Origin of the sequence: Streptomyces malaysiense (assembly GCF_000980885.2) — a bacterium.
GTDB lineage: Bacteria > Actinomycetota > Actinomycetes > Streptomycetales > Streptomycetaceae > Streptomyces > Streptomyces malaysiense.
In genome coordinates, this window is record NZ_LBDA02000025.1 from 1 (window position 1) to 24,341 (window position 24,341).

Here is a 24,341-nt window from a genome sequence, read left to right on the forward strand (position 1 = left end):
GCGGCGGCATCGGAGCTGGGGACCAGAGCAAGGGGCCGGGGCAGGGGCCGGAGACGCCGCTCATAGCGGCGGCCTGCCCGCAGAGCGGCGCCGCCCCGGGACCGGCGCCGTAGAGCCGGCCGTGGTCCGCGTGCCCCGCTCACCCCGCCTGGAGCACCAGCAGCGCCAAGTCGTCCTCCGGAGGTGACTCGCCGAACGTGTGGACCAGATGGCGGATCCTTTCGGCGATCTCGTCGGCGGTGAGGCCGGCGCAGGAGGCGAGGGCGGCGGCGAGACCGTCGGCGTCGTCGAACTGGTGGGGGCCGCAGCGGCGTTCGGTCACCCCGTCGGTGACGCACAGCAGGCTGTCGCCGGGCCCGAGGTCCAGGGTCTCGCTGGTGTAGGTCTCGTCCTCGACCACGCCGAGCAGCGTCTGCGGGCGGGCCGCGGTGCGCACGGTGCCGTCGGGGCCGAGGACGAGCGGCAGGGGGTGTCCGGCGGAGGCGAGGGTGCAGCGGACCCCGCCGTCGTGGGGGACCAGCTCGCCGTACAGCAGCGAGAGGAAGCGCGTCTGCGGGCCCTCCCCGCGGCCGTCCACCGCGACCAGGGCTCGGGCCGCGGCGTCGGCGGCCTCCGTGGCGTCGTCCAGCAGGAGCTGGTTGAGCCGGTCGAGGACGTCGGCGACCCGGTACCCCTCGCGGGCCAGCAGCCGCAGCCAGGGCCGGGCCAGCCCGATCACGACCGCCGCCTCCGGGCCCTTGCCCTGGACGTCGCCGATCGCGAAGCACCAGCGGCCGTCGCCCGCCGGGAACAGGTCGTAGAAGTCGCCGCTGGGGCCGCTCTTGTCGCACGGCTCGTAGACCAGCGCGCTGCTCATCCCGGGGATCTCGGCGACCGCGCCGGGCAGCAGACCGCGCTGGAGGACGGCGCTGATGGTGGCCTGCCGGGCGTACTGCCGGGCCGCGCCGATGGCGAGGGCCACCCTGCGGCCCAGGTCCTCCACCAGGCCGGTGATCTCGTCGGGGAAGCGCGCGAGCCCGCACCGCCCGATGACCAGCGTGCCCAGTGGCCGCCCGCCGGCCACCAGCCGGTAGGCCAGCGCCGTGCCGTCCGCGCCCTGGGCGTCCAGCGCGCTCCCGGGCCACGGGTACGGCGAGGGGCCGAAGCCGAACCCGTCCCCCGGCTGCGGCGGCTCCTTCTCCAGGGTGCGGCGCAGTTCCTCGATGCGGTTCTCGCTGGCGTGCCAGACCCGCGCGGGGCCGTCGTACGACCCGCCGCGCACCGACGCCTCGTCCTCCAGCCACACCGCGCACCAGTCGGCGAGCCGGGGCACGATCAGCTGGCCGGTGAGGGCCGTGACCAGGTTCTCGTCCAGCTGGCCCGCGAGCAGGTCGGACGCCTCGGCGAGGAAGGACAGCGCGCCCCGGCCGAGCCAGTCCCGGTCGCTGTCCGTGCGCTGCGACTGCGGGGCCAGCACCTCGGCGACCTCCAGCGCGTCCCGCGCCCCGCCGCCGGCCCGCGGCTCGCTGCCGCCCGGAGGCAGCCTGGCCCACACCGACTTGGCGCCGGTGCGGTAGGTGACCCCCCAGGACTCGGCGAGCGCCCCGACCAGGCGCAGCCCACGGCCGTACTCCAGGGTGTCGTACGACGGCTCGCCCGCGGTCGCGTCCCGTGGCGGCCGGGCCGGGTGCCGGTCCCCGACCTCGACCAGGAACGTGCCGCCGTCCTCCAGGCACCAGTCGAGGGAGATCTCGGTGCCCGCGTGCACCACGGCGTTGGTGACCAGCTCGCTGACGACCGCCATGGCGTCGTCGACGAGCCGGGGCGCGACGGGCGCCTCCTCCAGCGCGGCCCGCACCAGGGCCCGCGCGGAGCCCGGCGCGAGCGGACTGCCGGGCAGCGCGGCGTGTCCGCGCGCCCGGCCCGCCGTGTCCCGCTGCGTGGGTATGGCCGCCATGTCCATGCGGCCAGGGTGACAGACGGGGGTCGCGCATAAGCGGGAAGTCACCGAAGTGGCCACGCATGGCCGAGAAGCGTGCTAGGACGGCATCCAAGGGAAACCTTTCCGCGACCCGGTGGCCAGAAAGCGCCCCCGAGCCGCGCGGCGCCCCCCGGCCCGCGAGGGGAAGCCCTACTTCTCCCGCGCTCCGGCGTACATCTCGTCGATCAGCCCCTTGTACTCCCGCTCCACCACCGGCCGCTTCAGCTTCAGGCTCGGCGTGATCTCGCCGTGCTCCACGTCGAGATCACGCGGCAGCAGCCGGAACTTCTTGATCGTCTGCCAGCGCTGGAGCCCGGCGTTGAGCTGCTGGACGTACCCGTCGACCATCTCCACGGTCTGCGGCGCCGCGACGATCTCGGCGTACGGCCTGCCCTCCAGGCCGTTCTCCTTCGCCCACTCCTCGATCGCGATCTCGTCGAGGGAGATGAGCGCGGTGCAGTAGTTCCGGTCGGCGCCGTGCACCAGGATGTTGGAGACGTACGGGCAGACCGCCTTGAACTGGCCCTCGACCTCGGCCGGCGCGACGTACTTGCCGCCGGAGGTCTTGATGAGGTCCTTCTTGCGGTCGGTGATCCGCAGGTACCCGTCGGGCGAGAGCTCGCCGATGTCGCCGGTGTGGAACCAGCCGTCGGACTCCAGCACCTCGGCGGTCTTCTCGGGCAGCTTGTGGTAGCCCTGCATGATGCCGGGGCCGCGCAGCAGGATCTCGCCGTCGTCGGCGATGCGCACCTCGGTGCCGGGCAGCGGCTTGCCGACCGTGCCGGTGCGGTACGCCTCCCCGGGGTTCACGAAGGAGGCCGCGGAGGACTCGGTCAGGCCGTAGCCCTCCAGGACGTGGACGCCGGCGCCGGCGAAGAAGTAGCCGATCTCGGGCGCGAGCGCGGCGGAGCCGGAGACGCAGGCGCGCAGCCGGCCGCCGAAGGCCTCGCGGATCTTGGCGTAGACGAGGGTGTCGGCGACCTTGTGCTTGGCGGCGAGGCCGAAGGGCACGGAGCGGTTGCCGGTGTGCCGGAAGTTGTCCTGCTCGGCCTTGGCGTACTCGCGGGCGATCTCGGCCGCCCACTGGAAGATCTTGTACTTGGCCGCGCCGCCTTCCCGGGCCTTGGCCGCGACGCCGTTGTACACCTTCTCGAAGATGCGCGGCACGGCGGCCATGTACGTCGGCCGGACCACCGGGAGATTCTCGATGATCTTGTCGACGCGGCCGTCCACGGCGGTGATGTGCCCGGTCTCGATCTGGCCGGAGGTGAGCACCTTGCCGAAGACGTGCGCGAGCGGCAGCCACAGGTACTGCACGTCGTCCGGGCCGAGCAGCCCGGTCGCGGCGATGGCCTTGGCCATGTACGACCAGTTGTCGTGCGGCAGCCGTACGCCCTTGGGGCGGCCGGTGGTGCCGGAGGTGTAGATGAGGGTGGCGAGCTGGTCCTCGGCGATCGCCGCGACCCGTTCCTTGATCAGCTGCGGGTGCTGTTCCAGGTAGGCGGCGCCGCGCTTCTCCAGCTCGGCGAGGGTGATCACCCAGTCGTCGCCCTCGGGCACGCCGGCCGGGTCGATGACGACGACCCTGGTCAGTTCGGGCAGCTCGGCGCGCTTCTCGACCGCCTTGGCCACCTGGGCCGCGTTCTCGGCGATCAGCACCCGGCTCTCGGAGTCGGCGAGGATGAACGCGGACTCGTCGGCGTTGGTCTGCGGGTAGATCGTGGTGGTGGCACCGCCGGCGCACATGATGCCGAGGTCGGCGAGGATCCACTCGACGCGGGTGGAGGAGGAGAGCGCCACCCGCTGCTCGGGTTCGATGCCCAGCTCGGTGAGTCCGGCCGCGATCGCGTACACCCGGTCGGCCGACTGGGCCCAGCTCAGTGACCGCCAGTCGTCCGGGCCCTGCCCGGTGGCGGGAGGCACCGGATACCGGTAGGCCTCGGCGTCCGGTGTCGCCGCGACGCGCTCAAGGAAGAGGGCCGCGACGGACGGCGGACGGTTCTCGATCTGGGTCTGTGTGTCGCTCACGACATCCTCCGGGGCCCGCGACAGCGCGGCTGGTACTCGTGCGGCTGGGTTAACTCACGGTGGGTTTCGAGCTGTTGTTTAACTCGCGAGTAACTATCGAGCAGGCATCAGGGTAAGGCGCGACCGCCCGCTGCGTAAGGGGCTTCACCCTGTGTCTTTCCCCGCGGTGTCGACGCGGAGTGACGGCGCCCACGCGCGAAGGCCCGCCGCGCTTTCGCACGACGGGCCCCCTGCTGTCCGTTTTGCGGACGCGACCGTTCTCCGCCCCGGTTACTTCTTGCCCTTGGACGAACCCGCGCTGTCATCGCTGGACAGGACGGCGATGAAGGCCTCCTGCGGAACCTCCACCGAACCCACCATCTTCATCCGCTTCTTGCCTTCCTTCTGCTTCTCCAGCAGCTTGCGCTTACGGGAGATGTCGCCGCCATAGCACTTGGCGAGGACGTCCTTGCGGATGGCGCGGATGGTCTCGCGGGCGATCACCCGAGAGCCGACGGCGGCCTGGACCGGCACCTCGAAGCTCTGCCGCGGGATCAGCTCCCTGAGCTTGGCGACGAGCCGCACGCCGTACGCGTACGCCTGGTCCTTGTGGGTGATCGCCGAGAAGGCGTCCACCTTGTCGCCGTGCAGCAGGATGTCGACCTTGACCAGGCTGCTGGACTGCTCGCCGGTGGGCTCGTAGTCGAGCGAGGCGTAGCCGCGGGTCTTGGACTTCAGCTGGTCGAAGAAGTCGAAGACGATCTCCGCGAGCGGCAGCGTGTAACGGATCTCGACGCGGTCCTCGGAGAGGTAGTCCATGCCGAGCAGGGTGCCGCGGCGGGTCTGGCACAGCTCCATGATCGCGCCGATGAACTCGGTGGGCGCGAGGATCGTGGCCCGTACGACCGGCTCGTAGACCTCGTCGATCTTCCCCTCGGGGAACTCGCTCGGGTTGGTCACCGTGTGCTCGCCGCCGTCCTCCATGAGCACGCGGTAGACCACGTTGGGGGCGGTGGCGATCAGGTCGAGGCCGAACTCGCGCTCCAGGCGCTCCCGGATCACGTCCAGGTGCAGCAGGCCGAGGAAGCCGACGCGGAAACCGAAGCCGAGGGCCGCGGAGGTCTCCGGCTCGTAGACCAGGGCGGCGTCGTTGAGCTGGAGCTTGTCCAGGGCCTCGCGCAGCTCGGGGTAGTCGGAGCCGTCCAGCGGGTACAGACCCGAGAACACCATCGGCTTCGGGTCCTTGTAGCCGCCGAGGGCCTCGGTGGCGCCCTTGCTCTGGCTGGTGACGGTGTCACCGACCTTGGACTGGCGGACGTCCTTCACACCGGTGATCAGATAGCCCACCTCGCCGACGCCTAGGCCGTCGGCCGGGAGCATCTCGGGCGAGCTGACGCCGATCTCCAGCAGCTCGTGGGTCGCGCCGGTCGACATCATCCGGATGCGCTCGCGCTTGTTGAGCTGGCCGTCGATGACACGGACGTACGTCACGACACCGCGGTAGGAGTCGTAGACCGAGTCGAAGATCATCGCGCGGGCGGGGGCGTCGGCGACACCGACCGGGGCCGGGATCTCCTTGACGACCTTGTCGAGCAGCGCCTCGACGCCGAGACCCGTCTTGGCGGAGACCTTCAGCACCTCCTCCGGCTCGCAGCCGATCAGGTTCGCCAGCTCCTCGGCGAACTTCTCCGGCTGGGCGGCCGGCAGGTCGATCTTGTTGAGCACGGGGATGATCTTGAGGTCGTTCTCCATCGCCAGGTAGAGGTTGGCGAGGGTCTGCGCCTCGATGCCCTGGGCGGCGTCGACGAGGAGGACGGTCCCCTCGCAGGCGGCCAGCGACCGCGAGACCTCATAGGTGAAGTCGACGTGCCCCGGGGTGTCGATCATGTTGAGGATGTGCGTCGTGCCCTGGTCGGGGCCCTCGGTGGGGGCCCAGGGCAGACGCACCGCCTGGGACTTGATCGTGATGCCGCGCTCGCGCTCGATGTCCATCCGGTCGAGGTACTGAGCGCGCATCTGCCGCTGCTCGACGACGCCGGTCAGCTGGAGCATCCGGTCGGCGAGCGTGGACTTGCCGTGGTCGATGTGCGCGATGATGCAGAAATTGCGGATCAGCGCCGGGGCGGTACGGCTCGGCTCGGGCACGTGGTTAGGGGTCGCGGGCACGCAGGGTCCTGTCTCTTGAGGCGCCTTATGCCTCGGGTCGGATCGATACGTAGTCTCCATGGTCCCACGCGGAGGGACCGGAGGGCGTTTTGGGCCGCTCGCAGGGCCACTGGTACTGTAGATGGCTGTGCCTCATGCCCTCTCGGCCCGAGGCACGATCAGAGAAATTTTGGATCACCGGTACGGGACCCGTGCGGCCCCGTGCCTGAACCTGAAAAGGCTCCTTCGTGGCGAACATCAAGTCCCAGATCAAGCGGATCAAGACCAACGAGAAGGCTCGGCTGCGCAACAAGGCCGTCAAGTCCTCCCTGAAGACCGCGATCCGCAAGGCCCGCGAGGCCGCTGCCGCGGGTGACACCGCCAAGGCGACCGAGCTGCAGCGCGCCGCCGCGCGTGCGCTCGACAAGGCCGTCTCCAAGGGCGTCATCCACAAGAACCAGGCCGCCAACAAGAAGTCGGCGCTTGCTTCCAAGGTCGCGTCCATCAAGGGCTGAACTTCCCCTTTGATCTGACCGCCGGGAGGATCAAGAGCGGGCCCTCTCTCATCCGCTCCCGACCGGCAGCCCCGAAGCCTCACGCGGCCTGCGTTCGCCACGCGGGTGAGGCTTCAGCATCGTGAACCGAGAACCCCGTCGCTCGCCCTTCCCCAGGGCGGGGGGCGGGGTTCCCGGCGTTCCGGGGGCGGGCGGCTCCTTGCCGGGCTTCGCCCGAAGGGCGGACACGGGTCCGGGCGCGGCGCCGGGGCTTTCGGCGAGGGGACTCGGGCGGGCTTGCGAACGGCGCATGCCCGACGGTTCCGGGGCGGGCGCACGGCCGACGGTTCCGGGGCCGACACGTGGGCGGCGGCTTCCGGGCGGGCGCGCGGGCGGCGGCTTCCGGGCCGACACGTGAGCGGCGGCTTCCGGGCCGACACGCAGGCGGCGGCTTCCGGGCCGACACGCAGGCGGCGGCTTCCGGGCCGACACGTGAGCGGCGGCTTCCGGGCCGACACGCAGGCGGCGGCTTCCGGGCCGACGCGCAGGCGGCGGCTTCCGGGCCGACGCGCGGGCGGCGGCTTTTGTGGGGTGCCTCGTAGCCGACGGTGGGGCTCCGCTCCAGGGGGCGAGCACCCACGTCCGGAGGGTGGACGGCCGCGCCCCGGGTGGGTGGCTACCCGCGTCCCCGTGAGCGGGCCGCGCGGGCGATGACCACGACCGCCTTCTCCAGGGCGTACTCGGGGTCGTCGCCCCCGCCCTTCACCCCCGCGTCCGCCTCCGCGATCGCCCGCATCGCCACCGACACCCCGTCCGGCGTCCACCCCCGCATCTGCTGCCGCACCCGGTCGATCTTCCACGGCGGCATCCCCAGCTCCCGGGCGAGATCACCCGGCCGTCCGCCCCGCGCGGACGACAGCTTCCCGATCGCCCGCACCCCCTGGGCCAGGGCGCTCGTGATCATCACCGGCGCCACCCCCGTCGACAGCGACCACCGCAGCGCCTCCAGCGCCTCCGCCGTACGCCCCTCCACCGCCCGGTCCGCGACCGTGAAGCTGGAGGCCTCGGCCCGCCCGGTGTAGTACCGCCCGACGACGGCCTCGTCGATGGTCCCCTCGACATCCGCGGTCAACTGCGCCACCGCCGACGCCAGCTCCCGCAGATCACTGCCGATCGCGTCGCACAGCGCCTGGCACGCCTCCGGGGTCGCGGAGCGCCCCGCCGTGCGGAACTCCCCCCGCACGAAGGCCAGCCGGTCGGCCGGCTTGGTCATCTTCGGGCAGGCCACCTCCCGCGCCCCCGCCTTGCGCGCGGCGTCCAGCAGGCCCTTGCCCTTGGCGCCGCCCGCGTGCAGCAGCACCAGGGTGATCTCCTCGGCGGGCGAGCCGAGGTACCCCTTCACGTCCTTGACGGTGTCGGCCGACAGATCCTGCGCGTTGCGCACGACGACGACCTTGCGCTCGGCGAACAACGACGGGCTGGTCAGCTCGGCGAGCGTGCCGGGCTGCAACTGGTCCGGGGTCAGGTCCCGGACATCCGTGTCCGCGTCGGCGGCGCGCGCGGCGGCCACCACCTCCCGCACGGCGCGGTCCAGCAGCAGGTCCTCCTGGCCCACGGCAAGCGTCACCGGGGCGAGGACGTCGTCATTCGCAGTCTTCCTGGCCATCGCACCAAGCATCCCACGCCCCACCGACAACGCCCCCGGCCCGACTCCGAGGCCCACGCTCCCCACGGCTCAAGGCGACTCACGGCGGCTCGGGATCCACGGCCCCCCGCGGCTCACGGCTCCTCGCGCCACCCGTCCCACTCCCCCGCGAACTCGTCCAGCTCCCGGGGGTCCAGCCGCTCCTCCTCGTCGGCCAGTACGACCAGCCACTGCGCGTCCTCGGCGTCGTCCTCGCCGGCCAGCGCGTCCCGGAGCAGCCGGGGTTCCTCGTCGAGCGCGAACCGCTCCCCGAGCGCCTCCGCCGCCTCCTCCGCCGCCTCCCGGTCGGGCAGCACCAGCACATGTCTCACATCACTCACGCCGCCATTCTCCGGCACGCCCGCGGCGCCGAACCGCCAGGTCAGCCGTTGGGCGCCTGCGGCACGAGCTGTGCTTCCAACTCGACGCGGATACTCGGCCCCACCGCCGCGATCCCCCGGGCGAGCACCGACTGCTGCACCCCTGTACACCTCGACATCTTCTGCTGCCGAAGATCCATTCGATCGCCGTTGCGGCTTTCGAGGTGACACGGGAGCACATCAATGGAATCCAGTGCATGCGCCACAACTGAGCGCATTTGATCGTCGAATGCCTGTTTCGCATCACCTTCACCACGTCACGAACAAGAGACTTCCGCACGAAAACTTCACATGAACATCACATCCGCGGTTACGGTCTTACCTCCGACGCACTTTGGGGGACCCATGAGCAACCCGTACCAGCCGTACGCCATGCCACCGCGGCCGCCGCACCCGCCCACCCGGACCGCCCCCAAGTGGGCCCGGAAGCGTTACGTGTTGCCCGGCATCGGACTCGCCTTCCTCCTCGGCATCGGAGCCGGCGCCGGCGGCCAGGACAACGGCACCGACGCCAAGCCCACGGCAGCCAAGGTGCAGCCGACCGCCACGGTCACGGCGACGGCCACCGCCACGGAGACGGCGACGCCCGAGCCCGCGCCGACGGTCACGGCGACCAGGACCGTCAAGGTCGAGGTGACCGTCACCGCGCACGCGCCGGCCGCCGGTTCGGGCGGCAGCGGGGGCTCGTCGGGCGGGTCCTCAGGCGGTTCGTCGGGCGGTTCGTCGAGCAGCGGCGGCTCCGGTTCCTCGGGAGGCTCGACCGGCGCCGGCAACGGCGCCACCGCCCTGTGCAACGACGGCACCTACTCCTACGCCGCCCACCACCAGGGCGCCTGCTCGCACCACGGCGGCGTGGCCGTCTTCTACCACTAGCAGGGCTTGGAGCCGGCCTGATCCGAAGGAAGGGCCCTAGCCGGACGGCCCGTCCCGCGTCACCCTCACCTCCCCGCCCGCGCCGTCGGCCCCCTCGGCCCCGCCCACCGCGAGCGCCCCGTCCCGGTCGGTCCGCAGCACCAACGCGCCACCGGCCCGCAGCGCGGCCACCGTCGACGGGGCCGGGTGCCCGTACGGGTTCCCGGTGCCACAGGAGATGAGCGCCACCCGGGGAGCCGCGAGCCGTGTCAACTCCGGGTCCTGGTGGGCCGATCCATGATGGGCCACCTTCAGCACATCCACCCCGGCCATCGCCGCCGCCTCCGGAGACCGCAGCAGCGCCTGCTGGTCCGGGGGTTCGAGGTCCCCGAGCAGCAGCAGCCGCAGCCCGCCCGTGCGCACCAGCAACGCCACGCTGGCGTCGTTCGGCCCGTCGAACCCGGGAGCGGCGACCGGGCCGGGCCCGGCGGGGGGACCGGCACCCATCGGCGGCCCGGTGTCCGCCGGCGGCCACAGCACCCGCCAGGACAGCGGGCCGCTGCGCCGTTCCTCGCCCGCGACGGCCCGGGTGACCGGGATATGGCGCCCGGCCGCCTCCTTCCTGACGAACTCCGCCTCCTGCGCGGGCTCTTCGAACCCCGTCGTCTCGATCCCGGCCACCTCGCGTCCCCGCAGCACCCCGAGCAGCCCCGCCACGTGGTCCGCGTGGAAATGGGTCAGCACCAGGAGGGGGACGCGGGTGACGCCCAGGCGCCGGAGGCAGCGGTCCACCGCCGCCGGATCGGGCCCGGCGTCCACGACCACCCCGGCGCCGGCGCCCGCGGCCAGCACGGTCGCGTCGCCCTGCCCGACGTCGCACATCGCGTACCGCCATCCCGGCGGCGGCCAGCCCGTCACCACCCTGGTCAGCGGCGCGGGGCGCACCAGCGCCAGCAGGAGCAGCGCCCCGCACAGTCCGCACCACCACGGGTGCCGCACCAGCCGCCGCCCGGCAGGTACGGCGGCCACGGTGACCGCCGCGAGCAGCAGCGCCCCCGGCCAACCGCCCGGCCAGCCCACCCCCGCGCCGGGCAGCGCGGCCCCGGCCCTGGCGACACCGGCGATCCACCGGGTCGGCCAACTCGCGGCCCAGGCCAGCAGCTTGGCCAGGGGCATCGCCACCGGCGCGGTCGCCAGCGCGGCGAACCCCAGCACGGTCGCGGGCGCCACCGCCACCTCGGCCAGCAGATTGCACGGCACCGCCACCAGGCTCACCCGGGCCGACAGCACCGCCACCACCGGCGCGCACACCGCCTGCGCCGCTGCGGCCGCGCCCAGCGCCTCGGCGAGCCTCGGCGGCAACCCGCGCCGCCGCAGCCCCTCGCTCCAGCCCGGGGCCAGCACCAGCAGGGCACCGGTGGCCAGCACGGAGAGCAGGAAGCCGTAGCTGCGGGCGAGCCACGGGTCGTAGAGCACCAGCAGCAGTACGGCCGTCGCCAGGGCCGGGACGAGGGATCTGCGGCGGCCCGTGGCCAGGGCGAGCAGTGCGAGCGCTCCGCAGGCGGCGGCCCGCAGCACGCTGGGGTCGGGCCGGCACACGAGCACGAATCCCAGCGTGAGCGCCCCCGCGGACAGGGCCGTCGTCCTGAGGGAGAGGCCCAGGCACGGGGCCAGGCCCCGGCGTTCGGTCAGCCGGGCCAGGCCGGGCGGGCCGACGAGCAGGGCGAGCAGCACGGTGAGGTTGCTGCCGGAGACCGCGAGGGTGTGGGTCAGGTCGGTCGCCTTGAAGGCGTCGTCCAGTTCGGGTGTGATCCGCGCGGTGTCCCCGACGACCAGGCCGGGCAGCAGCGCCCGCGCGTCCCCGGACAGTCCGTCGGTCGCCGCGCGCAGTCCGTCCCGCAGCCGCCCCGCCCACCGCTGCGCCCCGCTCGGCCCCGCCAGGACCCTCGCCGCGGACAGCCCCCGCACCCTGAGCACGGCCGCCGTCCGGTCACCTCCGACGAGAGCGGGCGCCAGCCGCCCGCTCACCCGCAGCCGCGTGGACGGCAGCAGCCGGAGCCAGCCGTCCTGCCCGGCCCGCGCCCGGGATCCCCCGGTCGCCGCTGCCGGCCCGTCCCCGGCCGCCCCGCGCACCCGGTCCGGTACCGCGACGGCCTCGGGAGTGCCCCGCGCCGGCGGCCGGCTGGCGTCTCCCTCCGGCCCCGCCACACCCCCGTCGGCCACCACCAGGACCGGCGTCCGGGTCCGCGTGCTCCGCCCGTCGCTCTCCTCGACCCGCCTCACCTCCGCCCGGACCAGCACCGCCGCCGAGGCCGTGCGGTCCCCGCGCACCCGGGGCCTGCTCAGCCAGGGGTCGCCGGTCAGCTCGATGTCGGCGGTCACGGTGGCGGAGCGGCGGGCCAGTGCGGGGACCGGTCCGCGCCGCACGTCCGCGCCCTGCAATCCGGCGGACGTGGCCGACGCGGCGACGCACAGGAGCACCGCGGCGAGGGAGGTACGTGCCCAGGCCGGCCGCCCACCCGGAGACCGCGGAACGGCCCGGCCCGCGCCCAGCATGACGATCCCGGCGAGCAGGGAGAGGGCCGCGATCCACACGGTCGGGCCCGCCGGGGCGTCCAGGGTGAGCGTCGCCGTGGCCCAGGCGGCGAGCGCGGGCGGCACCAGGCGCAGGTCCAAGGGACCCGGCCCGGGGTCGGGCTCGGTGCCGTGGAAGGGGGCGGCGGTCATGGCCGTACCAGGTCGCGGAGGTCGGTGAAGCGGCGGTCGCCGATTCCGTCGACCTGGCGGAGTTCGTCCACCGAGCGGAAGCCGCCGTGCCGGGTGCGGTAGTCGATGATGCGGCGGGCCAGCACCGGTCCGACTCCCGGCAGCGTGTCGAGCTGATCCTCGGTCGCCGTGCCGAGGGAGACCGGCGCGGCCGGGCCGGTCGGGGGCGCGGCGCCGGCGGGGGCGACGGCGGCCGGCGGCGCGCCGACGACCACCTGCTCGCCGTCGACCAGGAAGCGGGCCCGGTTGAGGCCGTCGGTGTTCACGCCCGGCCGCACCCCGCCCGCCGCCCGCAGCGCGTCGGCCACCCGGGAACCCGCGGGGAGGCGGCGGACGCCCGGAGCGCGGACCTTGCCGCCGACGTCCACGACGATCTCTCCGCCCGGAGTCGCGGCACCGCCCCCGCCCGGAGCGGGCGTCTTCGCGTACGTCGGCCGCGCGCGCACCATTTGGGGCGCGCTCACCGGCTCGGGCCGGCCCGCCCAGAAGTGCTGCACGGCGAACAGCGCGGCCACCACCAGCAGCACGGCGAGCGCCACGGTCCCGCGCCGCTCCACCCCGCAGCGCGACTGCAGCCACACCGGCAGCCGCTCCCGCAACGCCGTCCCGGCCCGTGCCCGCAGGTCCGGGGGCGGCGGATCCGCGTGCTCCGACGGCCGCTCCACCGGCTCGGGCGGGCTCGCGGCCGGCGGGGCCTTCCCCGACTCCCGCCATGGCACGGCCTGTTCGCCGAAGAGGAGTTCCGCCCGGCGCCGCAGGTCCTCCGCCGGCGCGTGCGCGCGGTGCCGGACACGGCGGTGCGCGGACGCGCGCTGCCGTGTGCGGACGTCGGAGGCGGGACCGCGGCCGGGGCCGCTGGCCGGAGTGCCGGTGCGAGGGCGTGATCGAAGTGCCATGCGACGAGGATCGGACATCCCGTCACTTCGCGATGATCTTGGTCGACTCCCGGGGACACCGGGTGGGTTGTGGACAACTTCGCCACTCGTGCGGGGGACCCCCCGACCACTACCTCACCGCGGCGAGACCACCGCCCCCAGCAACCCCGGTCCGGTGTGCGCCCCGATCACCGCTCCCACCTCGCTGACGTGCAACTCCCCCAGCCCACGCACACGTTCCCGCAGCCGGTCGGCGAGTGCGGCGGCACGTTCGGGGGCGGCCAGATGGTGGACGGCGATGTCGACCTCCGTGCCCCCGGCCCGTTCGGCGGCCAGCTCCTCCAGGCGGGCGATCGCCTTCGAGGCCGTACGGACCTTCTCCAGCAGCTCGATGCGGCCGCCGTCGAGGCTGAGCAGGGGTTTGACCGCGAGCGCGGAGCCGAACAGGGCCTGGGTGGCGCCGATGCGGCCGCCGCGGCGCAGATAGTCGAGGGTGTCGACGTAGAAGTAGGCGGAGGTGCCGGCGGCCCGTTTCTCGGCCGCGGTGACGGCCTCGTCCACGGTGCCGCCCGCCTCCGCCGCCTCGGCAGCGGCGAGGGCGCAGAAACCGAGGGCCATCGCGACCATCCCGGTGTCCACCACCCGCACCGGCACCGGCGCCTCCCGGGCCGCGAGGACGGCCGCGTCGTAGGTGCCGGACAGCTCGCCCGACAGGTGCAGGGAGACGATGCCGCCGGCGCCGGACTCGGCGACCCTGCGGTAGGTGTCGGCGAACACCTGGGGGCTGGGACGCGAGGTGGTGACGGGGCGCCGCCTGGTCAGGGCCTGGGCGAGGGCGCGGGTGGAGATCTCGGTGCCCTCTTCGAGCGCCTGGTCGCCGAGGACCACGGTCAGGGGGACCGCGGTGATGCCGTGCCGCTCCATCGCCCGGGGCGGCAAGTAGGCCGTGGAATCGGTGACGATGGCGACATGGCGGGACATGACCTGGAGGTTACCCGCCGGGGCGCGCGGGTGGCAGCCCGGCCCCTGACGTGTGCCCGCGGGCGGGTCCCTCAAGCCCGGGACACCCCGGTGATCCGGTGACGGTCAGGTGGTGCTTTCCGGGCGTGGGCTCTTCTGCCACGGGTAGGCCGGGCGCGGCACGGGCGGGGTGAGGGGGTGGGGCGCGGGCTCCGGTGCCGGCTCCCCGGCGGTGCCGGGCCGGGTCCAGTGGCGCAGGGCGTCGGCCTCGATGTCGATCTGGGCGCTGAGGGTGCCGAGATCGTCGTCGGCGAAGCGGCGGGCGCGGTCGCGGACGGCCCAGCGCAGGGAGTCGGCGGACTGGGTGATGCGCTCGGTGCGGGCGCGCAGGCCGGGCAGCCGGGCGGCGAGCGTGGCGCGGTCGGGCTCGGACTCCAGGCGCTTGAGGTCGGCGTCCAGCTCGCGTCCGTGCGCGTTGAGGCGCTCGAAGAGGCCCAGGGACTCCTTCAGCGACTCGTCCTCGGCCACGCCCGCGTCCAGCGCGTCCTGCGTGGCGCGCATGGAGGTACGCAGGGTGAGCCGCAGCTGGGCCAGCTCGGCGGCCGGGCCCACCTGGGCGAAGGACTTGGCGCGCAGCGTGTGGTCCTCGACGGTGCGCCGGGCCTGGACGATGGTGCGGTCCACGCCGCGCTTGGCGGCGCTCACCACCTTGATCGTGGCATACGCGCCCAGGGCGACGAAGGCCAGGAAGAACAGGGCGATGACGATGATCACTGCTTCCACGGCGCTCCTCCTCGGGCAGGTGCGCCGCGCGTCGCGGCACTCCTCAACGGTAAACGCAAGGGGCAGGCCCGGGGTTCCAGAAATACCCCGAACCTGCCCGTAGGGGAGTACCCCGAGAGGCGTCGCGATTACGCCGGAACGATGTTCACCAGCTTCGGCGCGCGCACGATCACCTTGCGGACGCCCGCGCCGTCCAGCGCGGCCACGACCTTCTCGTCGGACAGGGCCGCCTTCTCCAGCTCCTCCTCGGAGATGCCCGGCGGCACCTCCAGGCGGGCCTTGACCTTGCCCTTGATCTGGACGACGCAGGTCACGGTCTCGTCGACCACGTACCGCGGGTCGGCGACCGGGAAGTCCCGGTGGACGACCGAGTCGGTGTGGCCCAGGCGGCGCCACAGCTCCTCGGCGACGTGCGGGGCCAGCGGGGCGACCATCAGCACCAGCGGCTCGGCCACCGACCTCGGCAGGGCCGCGTTGGCCTTGGTCAGGTGGTTGTTCAGCTCGGTGACCTTGGCGATGGCGGTGTTGAAGCGCAGGCCCTCCAGGTCCTGGCGCACCCCGTCGATCGCCTTGTGCAGGGCGCGCAGCGTGTCCTCGTCGGGCGCCGCGTCGATCACGGTCGGCTCGCCGGTGTTCTCGTCCACGATGTTGCGCCACAGCCGCTGCAGCAGCCGGAACTGGCCGACCACAGCGCGCGTGTCCCAGGGGCGGGAGACGTCCAGCGGGCCCATGGCCATCTCGTACAGGCGCAGGGTGTCGGCGCCGTACTCGGCGGCGATCTCGTCCGGCGTCACCGCGTTCTTCAGGGACTTGCCCATCTTGCCCAGCAGACGGCTGACCTGCTCGCCCTGGTGGTAGTACGCGCCGTCGCGCTCCTCCACCTCGGCGGCCGGCACCGCGATGCCCCGGCTGTCACGGTAGACGTAGGCCTGGATCATGCCCTGGTTGAACAGCTTGTGGAACGGCTCCGCGGAGGAGACGTGCCCCAGGTCGAACAGCACCTTGGACCAGAAGCGGGCGTACAGCAGGTGCAGCACGGCGTGCTCGGCACCGCCCACGTACAGGTCGACACCGCCGTGCGGCCGGTCCTCGCGCGGGCCCATCCAGTACCGCTCGATCTCGGGGTCGACCATCTTCCGGTCGTTGTGCGGGTCGAGGTAACGGAACTCGTACCAGCAGGAACCGGCCCAGTTGGGCATGGTGTTGGTCTCGCGGCGGTACTTCTTCGGCCCGTCGCCCAGGTCCAGGGTGACGTGGACCCACTCGTCGTTGCGCGACAGCGGGGTCTCGGGCCGGGTGTCCGCGTCGTCCGGGTCGAAGGTGCGCGGGCTGTAGTCCTCGACCTCGGGCAGCTCCAGCGGCAGCATCGACTCGGGCAGCGAGTGCGCGATGCCGTCCTCGTCGTAGACGATCGGGAAGGGCTCGCCCCAGTACCGCTGGCGGCTGAACAGCCAGTCGCGCAGCCGGAAGTTCACCGTGCCCCGGCCGATGCCCTTGCGCTCCAGCCACTCGGTGACGCGCGCCTTGGCCTCGGTGACGCCCAGGCCGTCCAGGGTGACGCCCTCGCCGGCCGAGTTGACGATCTTCGCGTCGTACGAGGCGAACGCGTCGTCCCAGTCGGCGGTGTCGGTGCCGCGGCCGTCGGTCGGCTCGACCACGCAGCGCACGGGCAGCTCGAAGGCCCGCGCGAAGGCGAAGTCGCGGGTGTCGTGCGCGGGGACGGCCATGATCGCGCCGGTGCCGTAGCCCATCAGCACGTAGTCGGCGATGAAGACGGGGACCTGCTCGCCGTTGGCCGGGTTCACGGCGAAGACGCCGGTGAAGACGCCCGTCTTGTCCTTGGCCTCGGCCTGGCGCTCGACGTCGGACTTGGCGGCGGCCTGCGCGCGGTAGGCGGCGACGGCCTCGGCGGGGGTGGCGTGGCCGCCGGTCCACGCCTCATGGGTGCCCTCGGGCCAGGCCGCGGGGGTGAACTTGTCGGCCAGGGGGTGCTCGGGCGCCAGCACCATGTAGGTGGCGCCGAACAGGGTGTCGGGGCGGGTGGTGAACACCGTGATGTGCTCGCCGTCCACGGGGAAGTCGACGCGGGCGCCCTCGCTGCGGCCGATCCAGTTGCGCTGCTGCAGCTTGATGGCCTCGGGCCAGTCCAGCTCCTCCAGGTCCTCCAGCAGGCGGTCCGCGTAGGCGGTGATCCGCATGTTCCACTGGCGCAGCTTGGACTTGAACACCGGGAAGTTGCCGCGCTCGGAACGACCGTCGGCGGTGACCTCCTCGTTGGCCAGCACGGTGCCCAGGCCGGGGCACCAGTTGACCGGCGCGTCGGAGGCGTAGGCGAGGCGGTACTCGCCCAGGACGTCGGCACGCTCGGCGGCGCTCAGCTCGTTCCAGCCGCGCGTGGTACCCGGGATCGCGCGCTCACCGGTCTCGAACTGGGCGATCAGCTCGGCGATCGGGCGGGCCTTGCGGGCCTCGTCGTCGTACCAGGAGTTGAAGATCTGCAGGAAGATCCACTGGGTCCACTTGTAGTAGTCCGGGTCGATCGTGGCGAAGGACCGGCGCTTGTCGTGACCGAGGCCCAGCCGGCGCAGCTGGGCCTTCATGTTCTCCATGTTGGCCTCGGTGGACACGCGCGGATGCGTGCCGGTCTGCACGGCGTACTGCTCGGCGGGCAGGCCGAAGGCGTCGAAGCCCAGGGTGTGCAGGACGTTGTGGCCGGTCATGCGCTGGAACCGGGCGTATACGTCGGTGGCGATGTAGCCCAGCGGGTGGCCGACGTGCAGGCCGGCGCCGGAGGGGTAGGGGAACATGTCCATGATGAACTTCTTGGGCCTGGCGGCGCCCTCGCCCGCCAGGTCGCCCGCGGGGTTGTCCGCGGCGTACGTGCCGTCGGCGTCCCAGAAGTCCTGCCAGCGTGCCTCGATCTCGGCGGCCATGGCGGCCGTGTAGCGGTACGGGGAGGCTTCCGCCCCGGTCGCGGCGGCAGCGGGGTTCGTCTCGCTCATGATCCTCAAAGCTCCATCGATCGTCTCTGCCTGCAGAAATGAAAAATCCCCTCACGCAGGAGGGGACGCCGCGCCGATGCCGACCTCACGGGTACCACCGGGGTCGGTACTGATCAGCGCGGCCCGCTAAGCAGAAGGCGTACGGCACGCATGGCGCCTAGGGTACCGCAGGCGTCGATCCGGCGGGGACTCAGGGCACGGATAGACCGAGAGCGGACCACCCTTCCGGATGATCCGCTCTCGACTTCTGTGGAGCTAAGGAGAATTGAACTCCTGACCTCCTGCATGCCATGCAGGCGCTCTACCAACTGAGCTATAGCCCCTTGTTTTGTTTCTCCGCCCGGTTCCCCCGGCGACGTCGTAAACATTACAGGCACCGGGCCGGAGCACCAAATCGGTTCCCACTAAGACCACTTGGTCCTGAATGTCCCTTTTTCCGATGATCGAATCAGGCGGCGACGAAGGAGTAGAACCTCTTGAGGGTGCAGTGCTCCTCCAGGAGACGGCCGTAGATCGGCTCGCCCTCCAGCTCCCGGTACGTCTCGATCGGGTCGCCTTTTATGATCAGCGCCCGCGCGCACTCCTCGCACCAGTACTGGTAGTCGGCGTTGACCGGCTCCATGTCGCGCACGATGGGCGTACCGCTGCCGCACCAGTCGCACTTCCGCCTGTGTGCACCCATCGATCAGCTCCCGTCGGACCGCGCCCCCTTCCGGCCGTCCGATTCTGCCACGAGGGGACCGACACGGTCAGCGACGCTTCAGTAGCACAAACAGAAGATCCCGCCCCCTGACGGGGACGGGATCTTCCTCCTGTGGAGCTAAGGAGAATTGAACTCCTGACCTCCTGCATGCCATGCAGGCGCTCTACCAACTGAGCTATAGCCCCTTGCCGCGTTCTTCCCGCTCGGCGGGGCGAACAAGAAGAACTTTAGCCTGTGACCTGCCGGAAAGTGAAATCCGGGGTTCGCGGCGCCGCCGCGGGCTCAGTCGTCGTCGCCGAGGACCGGCTCGGGGAGGGTGCCCGCGTTGTGCTCCAGCAGGCGCCAGCCGCGCGCGCCCTCGCCCAGCACGGACCAGCAGCAGTTGGAGAGGCCGCCGAGGCTCTCCCAGTGCGAGGCCTGGAGGCCGAGCAGCCGGCCGATGGTGGTGCGGATGGTGCCGCCGTGGCTGACGACCACCAGGGTGCCGTCCACGGGCAGCTTCTCCACGTGCCGCCGGACGACGGGCGCGGCCCGGTCGGCGACCTCGGTCTCCAGTTCGCCCCCGCCGCGGCGGATCGCCTCGCCGCGCTTCCAGGCGGCGTACTCGTCGCCGTGGCGGGCGATGATCTCCGTGTGCGTCAGCCCCTGCCAGACGCCCGCGTAGGTCTCGCGCAGGCCCTCGTCGCGGGTCACGTCGAGGCCGGTGAGGACGGCCAGCTCGGCGGCCGTGTCCGCGGCCCGCGTCAGGTCCGAGGAGACGATCGCGTCGGGGCGCAGGGAGGCCAGCAGCCGGGCGGCGCGACGGGCCTGCCCGATGCCGGTCTCGGTCAGCGGCACGTCGGTGCTGCCCTGGAAGCGGCGCTCCACGTTCCACGAGGTCTGGCCGTGCCGCCACAGGATGACGCGGCGGCCCCGGTCCCTGCGGTCGGTCACCTCACCCGTGGCGCTCATCACCACTCCCCGCCCGGCTCCCCGTCGGCCTCGGACTCCTGGAGCCTGGCGTGCTCCTCGCCCTTGCCGCGGGTGGCCTTGGCGTCGGCGGGCAGTTCGAGCTCGGGGCAGTCCTTCCACAGCCGCTCCAGGGCGTAGAAGACGCGCTCCTCGCTGTGCTGGACGTGGACCACGATGTCGACGTAGTCGAGCAGGATCCAGCGGGCGTCGCGGTCGCCCTCGCGGCGCACCGGCTTGGCGCCGAGCTCCTTCTGGAGGCGCTCCTCGATCTCGTCGACGATGGCCTTGACCTGGCGGTCGTTCGGCGCGGAAGCGAGCAGGAAGGCGTCCGTGATCGACAGGACGTCGCTGACGTCGTAGGCGATGACGTCATGGGCGAGCTTGTCGGCAGCCGCCTGCGCGGCGGTGTTGATGAGCTCAAGGGAACGATCGGTGGCGGTCACTGCGTGGCTTTCCGTCGGCGGGTACTGAACCTCAAGGGTCTCACGGACCGCCGGGGGCACCCCACGTGATTAAAGGCATCGCGGGAGGCGCCCCCGCACGAGCGAAGGCATCGCGGGAGGCGCCCCGGACCGTGCTCAGGAGCCGGACGGCTTGTAGTCCTGGCCCAGGACCACCGAGACGTCGGCGCCCGAGGAGACCGAGCCCTTGGTGACGGAGCCCGCGGGCAGGCCGAGGGTCTTGGCGACCTCGGTGGCGTTCTGCTTGTCCGAGGCGTCCTGGTAGACGACCTTCGAGGCCGCCGCCCGGCTGCCGCCGCTGCCGCCCTCCAGGAAGGTGAAGCCGCCGTTCAGGAGCACCACGCGGGCCTGCTCGGTGTCGTCCTTGACCCCGGTGGCGTTCCGCACCGAGACCCGGACCGCGCCGCCGGCGTCGGGGCTCTTCGCGGTGCCGCCGAGGATGTCCTTGACCACGCTGTCGCTGGTGCCGGCGCTGAGCGTGCCGTCCGGCCGCACCGGCAGCAGGGCCGTCCTGTAGTCGCCCTCCTTGGCGAGACCGGCGAGCTTGGCCAGGAAGGCGCCGAGGTCCTTGTCGGTGAGCGAGGGGTCGAGGATCTGCGCGAGGCTCTGCACGGTGACCGTGGCGTCCGAGGCGTCGGTCGAGATCTTGCGCAGCACGCCCTGCATGACCTGCCCGAACCGCTCCAGCTGGGCGTTCTCCGACTCGCCGGGGGCCCGGTAGGTGGCGTAGGCGACGGCCATCTTGCCGCTGAGGGTCTGGTCGCTGCCCTTGGAGACGAGCGGCTCGGTGCCCTTCTTCTTGGCGTCCGGGTCGGGCACGTCGGCATTGGTGTCCATGTCGATGTTGCCGACCAGATCGACCAGGTTCTGGAGGTAAGGGGTGTCCAGACGCCAGGTGCCCTGGATGTTGGTGCCGAGGACGGTGTCCAGCTGGTCACGGGTGCCGGAGGAGCCGTCGTCGTCCACCGACTTGGCGAGGGTCGTGGTGGAACCGTCGTCGTCGGTCAGCGCCAGGGAATTGGGCAGCAGGACGGTGGTGCCCCGCTCGGTCGTGGTGTTGTCGACCAGCAGCACCGTGGAGGTGCCGCGTTTGCCGGTGTTGTGCAGGTGGACGACGATCACGTCGCGCTTCTGGGCGCCGGCCGCCGGGGCCGAGCCCGCGCCGGCGCCGGAGGAGGACAGGAAGGGCAGCTTGCCGGCGTACCAGAGGTAGCCGACGCCGCCGACCGCGACGAGGGCGAGGACGACGCCGAGGGCGACGAGCCGGCTGCGGGCGCGCCGCCGAGCCTCTTCGCGGCGCTCGGTGCGGTTCTCGGTGAACTTCAGCCAGTCGATGACGTCCTCGGAGTCGCCGTCCGGCTCCTCCACGAACGCGAACTGCTCGGTACGGTAGTCCGGTTCGCCGTCCGCGCGCCCGTCGTCCCCGTCGTCGTCGCTCGCGAGCTCCGCGTACGGGTTGTGCGCAGGCGCGTCCTGGGGGCGTGCCTGCTGGGGGATGTGCGGGGTCTGCTCGGCGACCCGGGGCTGCTGCCCGCTGCTCGCGGCCTGCCCGTAGGGGTCGTACCCGGAATTCCCCCCGTGTCCCTGGCCCTGGGTCCCGTAGGTGTCGTAGCCGCCGTAGCCGTCGTTGCCGGGGTAGCCGCCGTTGCCGGGGTAGCCCTCGTGCGAGGGGTACGACGGGACCTGCGGCTGCTGCCCCGTGCCGTACGACCCGTACGGCTGCGCCGGCTGAGGGGTGCCGTAGCCGTCGTGGCCGTATCCCTGCTGCTGGGCGTAGGGGTCGTAGGACCCGCCCGGAGCCTGCTGCGCCGGGACCTGGCGGTAGACGGGCTGTCCGTACTCGTCGTAACCGACGATCTCGTACTGCCCCGCGTCGTATCGGTCGTTCACCGGGTGCCCCTCTCGGCTCACTCGCCGCGGTACAGCTCGCGCTTGTCGATGTAGCGCACGACTCCGTCCGGCACCATGTACCAGATGGGGTCGCCCTTGGCGACTCTCGCACGGCAGTCTGTGGAGGAGATGGCGAGCGCCGGAACCTCGACCAGCGAGACGCCGCCCTCCGGCAGTCCCGGGTTGCTGAGGTGGTGGCCGGGCCGGGTGACGCCGATGAAGTGCGCGAGGGAGAACAGCTCCTCGCTGTCGCGCCAGGTCAGCAGCTGGGCGAGGGCGTCGGCACCGGTGATGAAGAACAGGTCGGTGTCCGGGTTCAGGGCGCGCAGGTCGCGCAGGGTGTCCACGGTGTAGGTGGGGCCGCCGCGGTCGATGTCGATGCGGCTGACGGAGAACTGCGGGTTCTCGGCGGTGGCGATGACCGTCATCAGATAGCGGTCCTCGGCCGGGGAGACCTGGCGGTGGGACTTCTGCCACGGCTGGCCGGTGGGCACGAACACCACCTCGTCCAGCTGGAACCGCGCGGCGACCTCGCTGGCCGCCACGAGGTGCCCGTGGTGGACCGGGTCGAAAGTGCCGCCCATGACACCCAGGCGCCGCTTGCCGGGGCGGGCGGGGCCGTGGCCCGGCCGGTGCCTGCGGTACTGCGGCCGGTCGGCCATGTCGGCGTCGTCGGCGCTGTCGTGCGCCGGACCGGTAGGCATGTCCTGCTCTCCCATGCGTGCAGACCCTACCGGCCCGGTCCCCGGCGTCCGGCCGGGGCCGGTCCCCCGGCTCAGCGGTCGCGGTTGAAGCGGGTGGTGATCCACAGCAGGAGAAGCAGGATGACGAAGGCGGAGCCGCCGGTGACGGCGGGGTTCAGGCTGTCGTGGTGGCCGCCCTCTTCGGCGGCGAGGGAGATCAGCGGGGCTGCGGCGCTGGTGAGCATCATCTTCGACAGGACCTATCGCGTGTGGGCGGGATAAAGACGTCGGCTCATCGTATGCGGGCGGTCCGCCGGCGATCACGCCGACTCCGCCGTCGGGAAGCCAGGGGCCGGGCGGGGAACTCCCGCCGTGCCTCAGTCGTCCTTCTGCTTGTAGCCGCGCAGCAGGAACCAGGCGGTCAGCGCGCAGCCCGCGATCATCACGAGCAGCACGATACGGAGCACGTCGCCTCCGCCCCCCTGCTGCTGGGCGGCGCTCGCCGCGGCCTCGGTCAGCCGGGCGGCTGCGGGGTGGTGCTCCATGGCGTGGACTCCTTCGGCTGTCTGCCCGTCCACGGTATCTCCGCCTAGGCTGAACCCCGCCTCGGGGGCTCACGGCACTCACACGCACTTGGGGGAAGACATGCACGACGGCGATCGGCAGAGCGGGCACGAGCGGGTGCCCAGCAGGCAGCGGAGGCGCTTCCCGGGGATCTCCTCGCGGGCGTACGAACACCCGGCGGACCGGTCCGCCCTGGTGGCGCTGCGCAAGCTCAGCGGGTTCGACCAGGTGTTCAAGGCACTGAGCGGGCTGCTGCCGGAGCGGAGCCTGCGGCTGCTGTTCCTGTCCGACTCGGTACGCGTCTCCGAACGTCAGTTCGGTCATCTGCACGACATGCTGCTGGACGCCTGCTACATCCTGGACCTGCCGAAGGTCCCGCCGATGTACGTCACGCAGGACCCGCAGCCGAACGCGATGTGCATCGGCCTGGACGAACCGATCATCGTGATCTCCACGGGCCTGGTGGAGCTGCTGGACGAGGAGGAGATGCGGGCGGTCGTCGGCCACGAGGTCGGACACGCGCTGTCCGGGCACTCCGTGTACCGCACCGTCCTGCTGTTCCTGACGAACCTGGCGGTCAAGGTCGCCTGGATCCCGCTGGGCAATCTCGCGATCATGGCGATCATCGCGGCGCTGCGGGAGTGGTTCCGCAAGTCCGAGCTGTCCGCGGACCGGGCCGGGCTGCTGGTGGGCCAGGACGTACGGGCCTCGATGCGCGGCCTGATGAAGATCGCGGGCGGCAACCACCTGCACGAGATGAACGTGGACGCGTTCCTGGAGCAGGCCGAGGAGTACGACTCCGGCGGCGACCTGCGCGACTCCGTGCTGAAGATCCTGAACGTGCTGCCCCGCTCGCACCCGTTCACCACCGTGCGCGCCTCGGAGCTGAAGAAGTGGGCCGAGTCGCGGGACCACCAGCGGATCATGGACGGCCACTACCCGCGCCGCGACGACGACAAGGACGCCAAGGTCGGCGACTCCTTCCGCGAGTCGGCGGCGAGCTACGCGAGCGACGTCAAGGACTCCAAGGACCCCCTGATGAAGCTGGTCACCGATCTGGCGGGCGGCGCGGGCGACCTGGGCGGCCGCGTCAAGCGCGGTTTCGACGGCTTCAAGAGCCCCCCGCCGGCCAAGGGCGGTCCGGCGACGGCGGCGGAGTAGGACACGGCCCGGGGCCGGAC

20 protein-coding genes and 2 tRNA genes are annotated in these 24,341 nt (G+C 72.3%); 3 read left to right on the forward strand and 19 right to left on the reverse strand.

Features of this window, described 5'->3' with window-relative positions; all coding sequences use genetic code 11:
- Window positions 1-139 precede the first annotated feature (139 nt).
- The 3 genes from VT52_RS11990 to lepA form a co-directional block, all read right to left on the reverse strand.
- Window positions 140-1,936 carry a SpoIIE family protein phosphatase gene (locus tag VT52_RS11990; protein ID WP_206306494.1) on the reverse strand — a complete coding sequence of 599 codons (1,797 nt, stop codon included), beginning with the start codon at window positions 1,934-1,936 and terminating at the stop codon, window positions 140-142.
- Between the two features lie 174 nt (window positions 1,937-2,110).
- Window positions 2,111-3,988 carry an AMP-dependent synthetase/ligase gene (locus VT52_RS11995; RefSeq protein ID WP_046421766.1) on the reverse strand — a complete coding sequence of 626 codons (1,878 nt, stop codon included), beginning with the start codon at window positions 3,986-3,988 and terminating at the stop codon, window positions 2,111-2,113.
- A 270-nt stretch (window positions 3,989-4,258) separates the two neighbouring features.
- The gene (lepA, locus tag VT52_RS12000; RefSeq protein WP_046421764.1) at window positions 4,259-6,133 is read right to left on the reverse strand and encodes a translation elongation factor 4; all 1,875 of its coding nucleotides are present in this window, start codon (window positions 6,131-6,133) and stop codon (window positions 4,259-4,261) included.
- Window positions 6,134-6,360: 227 nt separating this feature from the next.
- On the opposite strand from lepA, the gene rpsT reads away from it, so the two are divergent.
- A complete protein-coding gene (gene rpsT, locus VT52_RS12005; RefSeq protein WP_037655051.1) occupies window positions 6,361-6,627 on the forward strand; it encodes a 30S ribosomal protein S20 in 267 nt (88 codons plus the stop codon).
- Between the two features lie 655 nt (window positions 6,628-7,282).
- Here the strand turns inward: rpsT and holA are convergent.
- Window positions 7,283-8,272, reverse strand: coding sequence for a DNA polymerase III subunit delta (holA, locus tag VT52_RS12010; RefSeq protein ID WP_206306492.1), 990 nt, complete (start codon window positions 8,270-8,272; stop codon window positions 7,283-7,285).
- A gap of 113 nt (window positions 8,273-8,385) precedes the next feature.
- Entirely contained in the window at window positions 8,386-8,631 is a 246-nt protein-coding gene (locus VT52_RS12015; protein ID WP_046421762.1) for a hypothetical protein, read from the reverse strand.
- Between the two features lie 384 nt (window positions 8,632-9,015).
- Between VT52_RS12015 and VT52_RS12020 the strand changes: the two genes are divergently transcribed.
- Window positions 9,016-9,543, forward strand: a complete 528-nt coding sequence (locus VT52_RS12020) for a DUF3761 domain-containing protein (protein ID WP_046421760.1) — start codon at window positions 9,016-9,018, stop codon at window positions 9,541-9,543.
- A 36-nt stretch (window positions 9,544-9,579) separates the two neighbouring features.
- On the opposite strand, the gene VT52_RS12025 is transcribed toward VT52_RS12020, so the two are convergent.
- The 14 genes from VT52_RS12025 to VT52_RS37930 form a co-directional block, all read right to left on the reverse strand.
- Window positions 9,580-12,249: a ComEC/Rec2 family competence protein gene (locus VT52_RS12025; RefSeq protein WP_046421758.1), complete on the reverse strand. Its 2,670-nt coding sequence runs from the start codon at window positions 12,247-12,249 to the stop codon at window positions 9,580-9,582.
- Window positions 12,246-13,184 (reverse strand): ComEA family DNA-binding protein, encoded by a 939-nt coding sequence (locus VT52_RS12030; protein ID WP_107481312.1) that lies wholly within the window; start codon window positions 13,182-13,184, stop codon window positions 12,246-12,248. The genes VT52_RS12025 and VT52_RS12030 overlap by 4 nt, the downstream gene beginning before the upstream one ends.
- A 114-nt stretch (window positions 13,185-13,298) precedes the next feature.
- Window positions 13,299-14,144, reverse strand: coding sequence for a DegV family protein (locus VT52_RS12035; protein WP_046421756.1), 846 nt, complete (start codon window positions 14,142-14,144; stop codon window positions 13,299-13,301).
- Between the two features lie 105 nt (window positions 14,145-14,249).
- The gene (locus tag VT52_RS12040) at window positions 14,250-14,906 is read right to left on the reverse strand and encodes a hypothetical protein (RefSeq protein ID WP_046421755.1); all 657 of its coding nucleotides are present in this window, start codon (window positions 14,904-14,906) and stop codon (window positions 14,250-14,252) included.
- Window positions 14,907-15,034: 128 nt separating this feature from the next.
- Window positions 15,035-17,908, reverse strand: a complete 2,874-nt coding sequence (gene leuS / locus VT52_RS12045) for a leucine--tRNA ligase (RefSeq protein ID WP_046421754.1) — start codon at window positions 17,906-17,908, stop codon at window positions 15,035-15,037.
- 250 nt (window positions 17,909-18,158) lie between these two features.
- Window positions 18,159-18,231: transfer RNA gene (locus VT52_RS12050), tRNA-Ala, on the reverse strand.
- Between the two features lie 125 nt (window positions 18,232-18,356).
- A complete protein-coding gene (locus tag VT52_RS12055) occupies window positions 18,357-18,590 on the reverse strand; it encodes a hypothetical protein (RefSeq protein ID WP_037655034.1) in 234 nt (77 codons plus the stop codon).
- A 133-nt stretch (window positions 18,591-18,723) separates the two neighbouring features.
- Window positions 18,724-18,796 (reverse strand) — tRNA-Ala (locus VT52_RS12060).
- 97 nt (window positions 18,797-18,893) lie between these two features.
- The gene (locus VT52_RS12065; RefSeq protein WP_046421772.1) at window positions 18,894-19,562 is read right to left on the reverse strand and encodes a histidine phosphatase family protein; all 669 of its coding nucleotides are present in this window, start codon (window positions 19,560-19,562) and stop codon (window positions 18,894-18,896) included.
- Window positions 19,562-20,005 (reverse strand): ribosome silencing factor, encoded by a 444-nt coding sequence (gene rsfS / locus VT52_RS12070; RefSeq protein WP_046421753.1) that lies wholly within the window; start codon window positions 20,003-20,005, stop codon window positions 19,562-19,564. Before rsfS ends, VT52_RS12065 begins: the two co-directional genes overlap by 1 nt.
- Before the next feature lie 135 nt (window positions 20,006-20,140).
- The gene (locus VT52_RS12075) at window positions 20,141-21,913 is read right to left on the reverse strand and encodes an LCP family protein (protein WP_046421751.1); all 1,773 of its coding nucleotides are present in this window, start codon (window positions 21,911-21,913) and stop codon (window positions 20,141-20,143) included.
- Window positions 21,914-21,930: 17 nt separating this feature from the next.
- Complete coding sequence (gene nadD / locus VT52_RS12080) at window positions 21,931-22,632, reverse strand: nicotinate-nucleotide adenylyltransferase (protein WP_046421750.1); 702 nt, start codon at window positions 22,630-22,632, stop codon at window positions 21,931-21,933.
- A 56-nt stretch (window positions 22,633-22,688) separates the two neighbouring features.
- A complete protein-coding gene (locus tag VT52_RS37925; protein WP_167377687.1) occupies window positions 22,689-22,844 on the reverse strand; it encodes a hypothetical protein in 156 nt (51 codons plus the stop codon).
- Between the two features lie 129 nt (window positions 22,845-22,973).
- On the reverse strand, window positions 22,974-23,141 hold the full coding sequence (locus tag VT52_RS37930; protein ID WP_046421748.1) for a hypothetical protein: 168 nt from the start codon (window positions 23,139-23,141) through the stop codon (window positions 22,974-22,976).
- 100 nt (window positions 23,142-23,241) lie between these two features.
- Between VT52_RS37930 and VT52_RS12085 the strand changes: the two genes are divergently transcribed.
- Window positions 23,242-24,321: a M48 family metallopeptidase gene (locus VT52_RS12085; RefSeq protein WP_046421747.1), complete on the forward strand. Its 1,080-nt coding sequence runs from the start codon at window positions 23,242-23,244 to the stop codon at window positions 24,319-24,321.
- The last annotated feature ends 20 nt before the right edge of the window (window positions 24,322-24,341 follow it).

Bases quoted from the DNA above. Each gene is read 5' to 3' on its own strand.
- VT52_RS37925 (WP_167377687.1), bottom strand. From the start codon at position 22,844: ATGATGCTCACCAGCGCCGCAGCCCCGCTGATCTCCCTCGCCGCCGAA.
- VT52_RS11990 (WP_206306494.1), bottom strand. From the start codon at position 1,936: ATGGCGGCCATACCCACGCAGCGGGACACGGCGGGCCGGGCGCGCGGA.
- VT52_RS12065 (WP_046421772.1), bottom strand. From the start codon at position 19,562: ATGAGCGCCACGGGTGAGGTGACCGACCGCAGGGACCGGGGCCGCCGC.
- VT52_RS12020 (WP_046421760.1), top strand. From the start codon at position 9,016: ATGAGCAACCCGTACCAGCCGTACGCCATGCCACCGCGGCCGCCGCAC.
- VT52_RS37930 (WP_046421748.1), bottom strand. From the start codon at position 23,141: ATGGAGCACCACCCCGCAGCCGCCCGGCTGACCGAGGCCGCGGCGAGC.
- VT52_RS12025 (WP_046421758.1), bottom strand. From the start codon at position 12,249: ATGACCGCCGCCCCCTTCCACGGCACCGAGCCCGACCCCGGGCCGGGT.
- VT52_RS12055 (WP_037655034.1), bottom strand. From the start codon at position 18,590: ATGGGTGCACACAGGCGGAAGTGCGACTGGTGCGGCAGCGGTACGCCC.
- holA (WP_206306492.1), bottom strand. From the start codon at position 8,272: ATGGCCAGGAAGACTGCGAATGACGACGTCCTCGCCCCGGTGACGCTT.
- leuS (WP_046421754.1), bottom strand. From the start codon at position 17,908: ATGAGCGAGACGAACCCCGCTGCCGCCGCGACCGGGGCGGAAGCCTCC.
- VT52_RS12085 (WP_046421747.1), top strand. From the start codon at position 23,242: ATGCACGACGGCGATCGGCAGAGCGGGCACGAGCGGGTGCCCAGCAGG.
- nadD (WP_046421750.1), bottom strand. From the start codon at position 22,632: ATGGGAGAGCAGGACATGCCTACCGGTCCGGCGCACGACAGCGCCGAC.
- VT52_RS12030 (WP_107481312.1), bottom strand. From the start codon at position 13,184: ATGGCACTTCGATCACGCCCTCGCACCGGCACTCCGGCCAGCGGCCCC.
- VT52_RS12035 (WP_046421756.1), bottom strand. From the start codon at position 14,144: ATGTCCCGCCATGTCGCCATCGTCACCGATTCCACGGCCTACTTGCCG.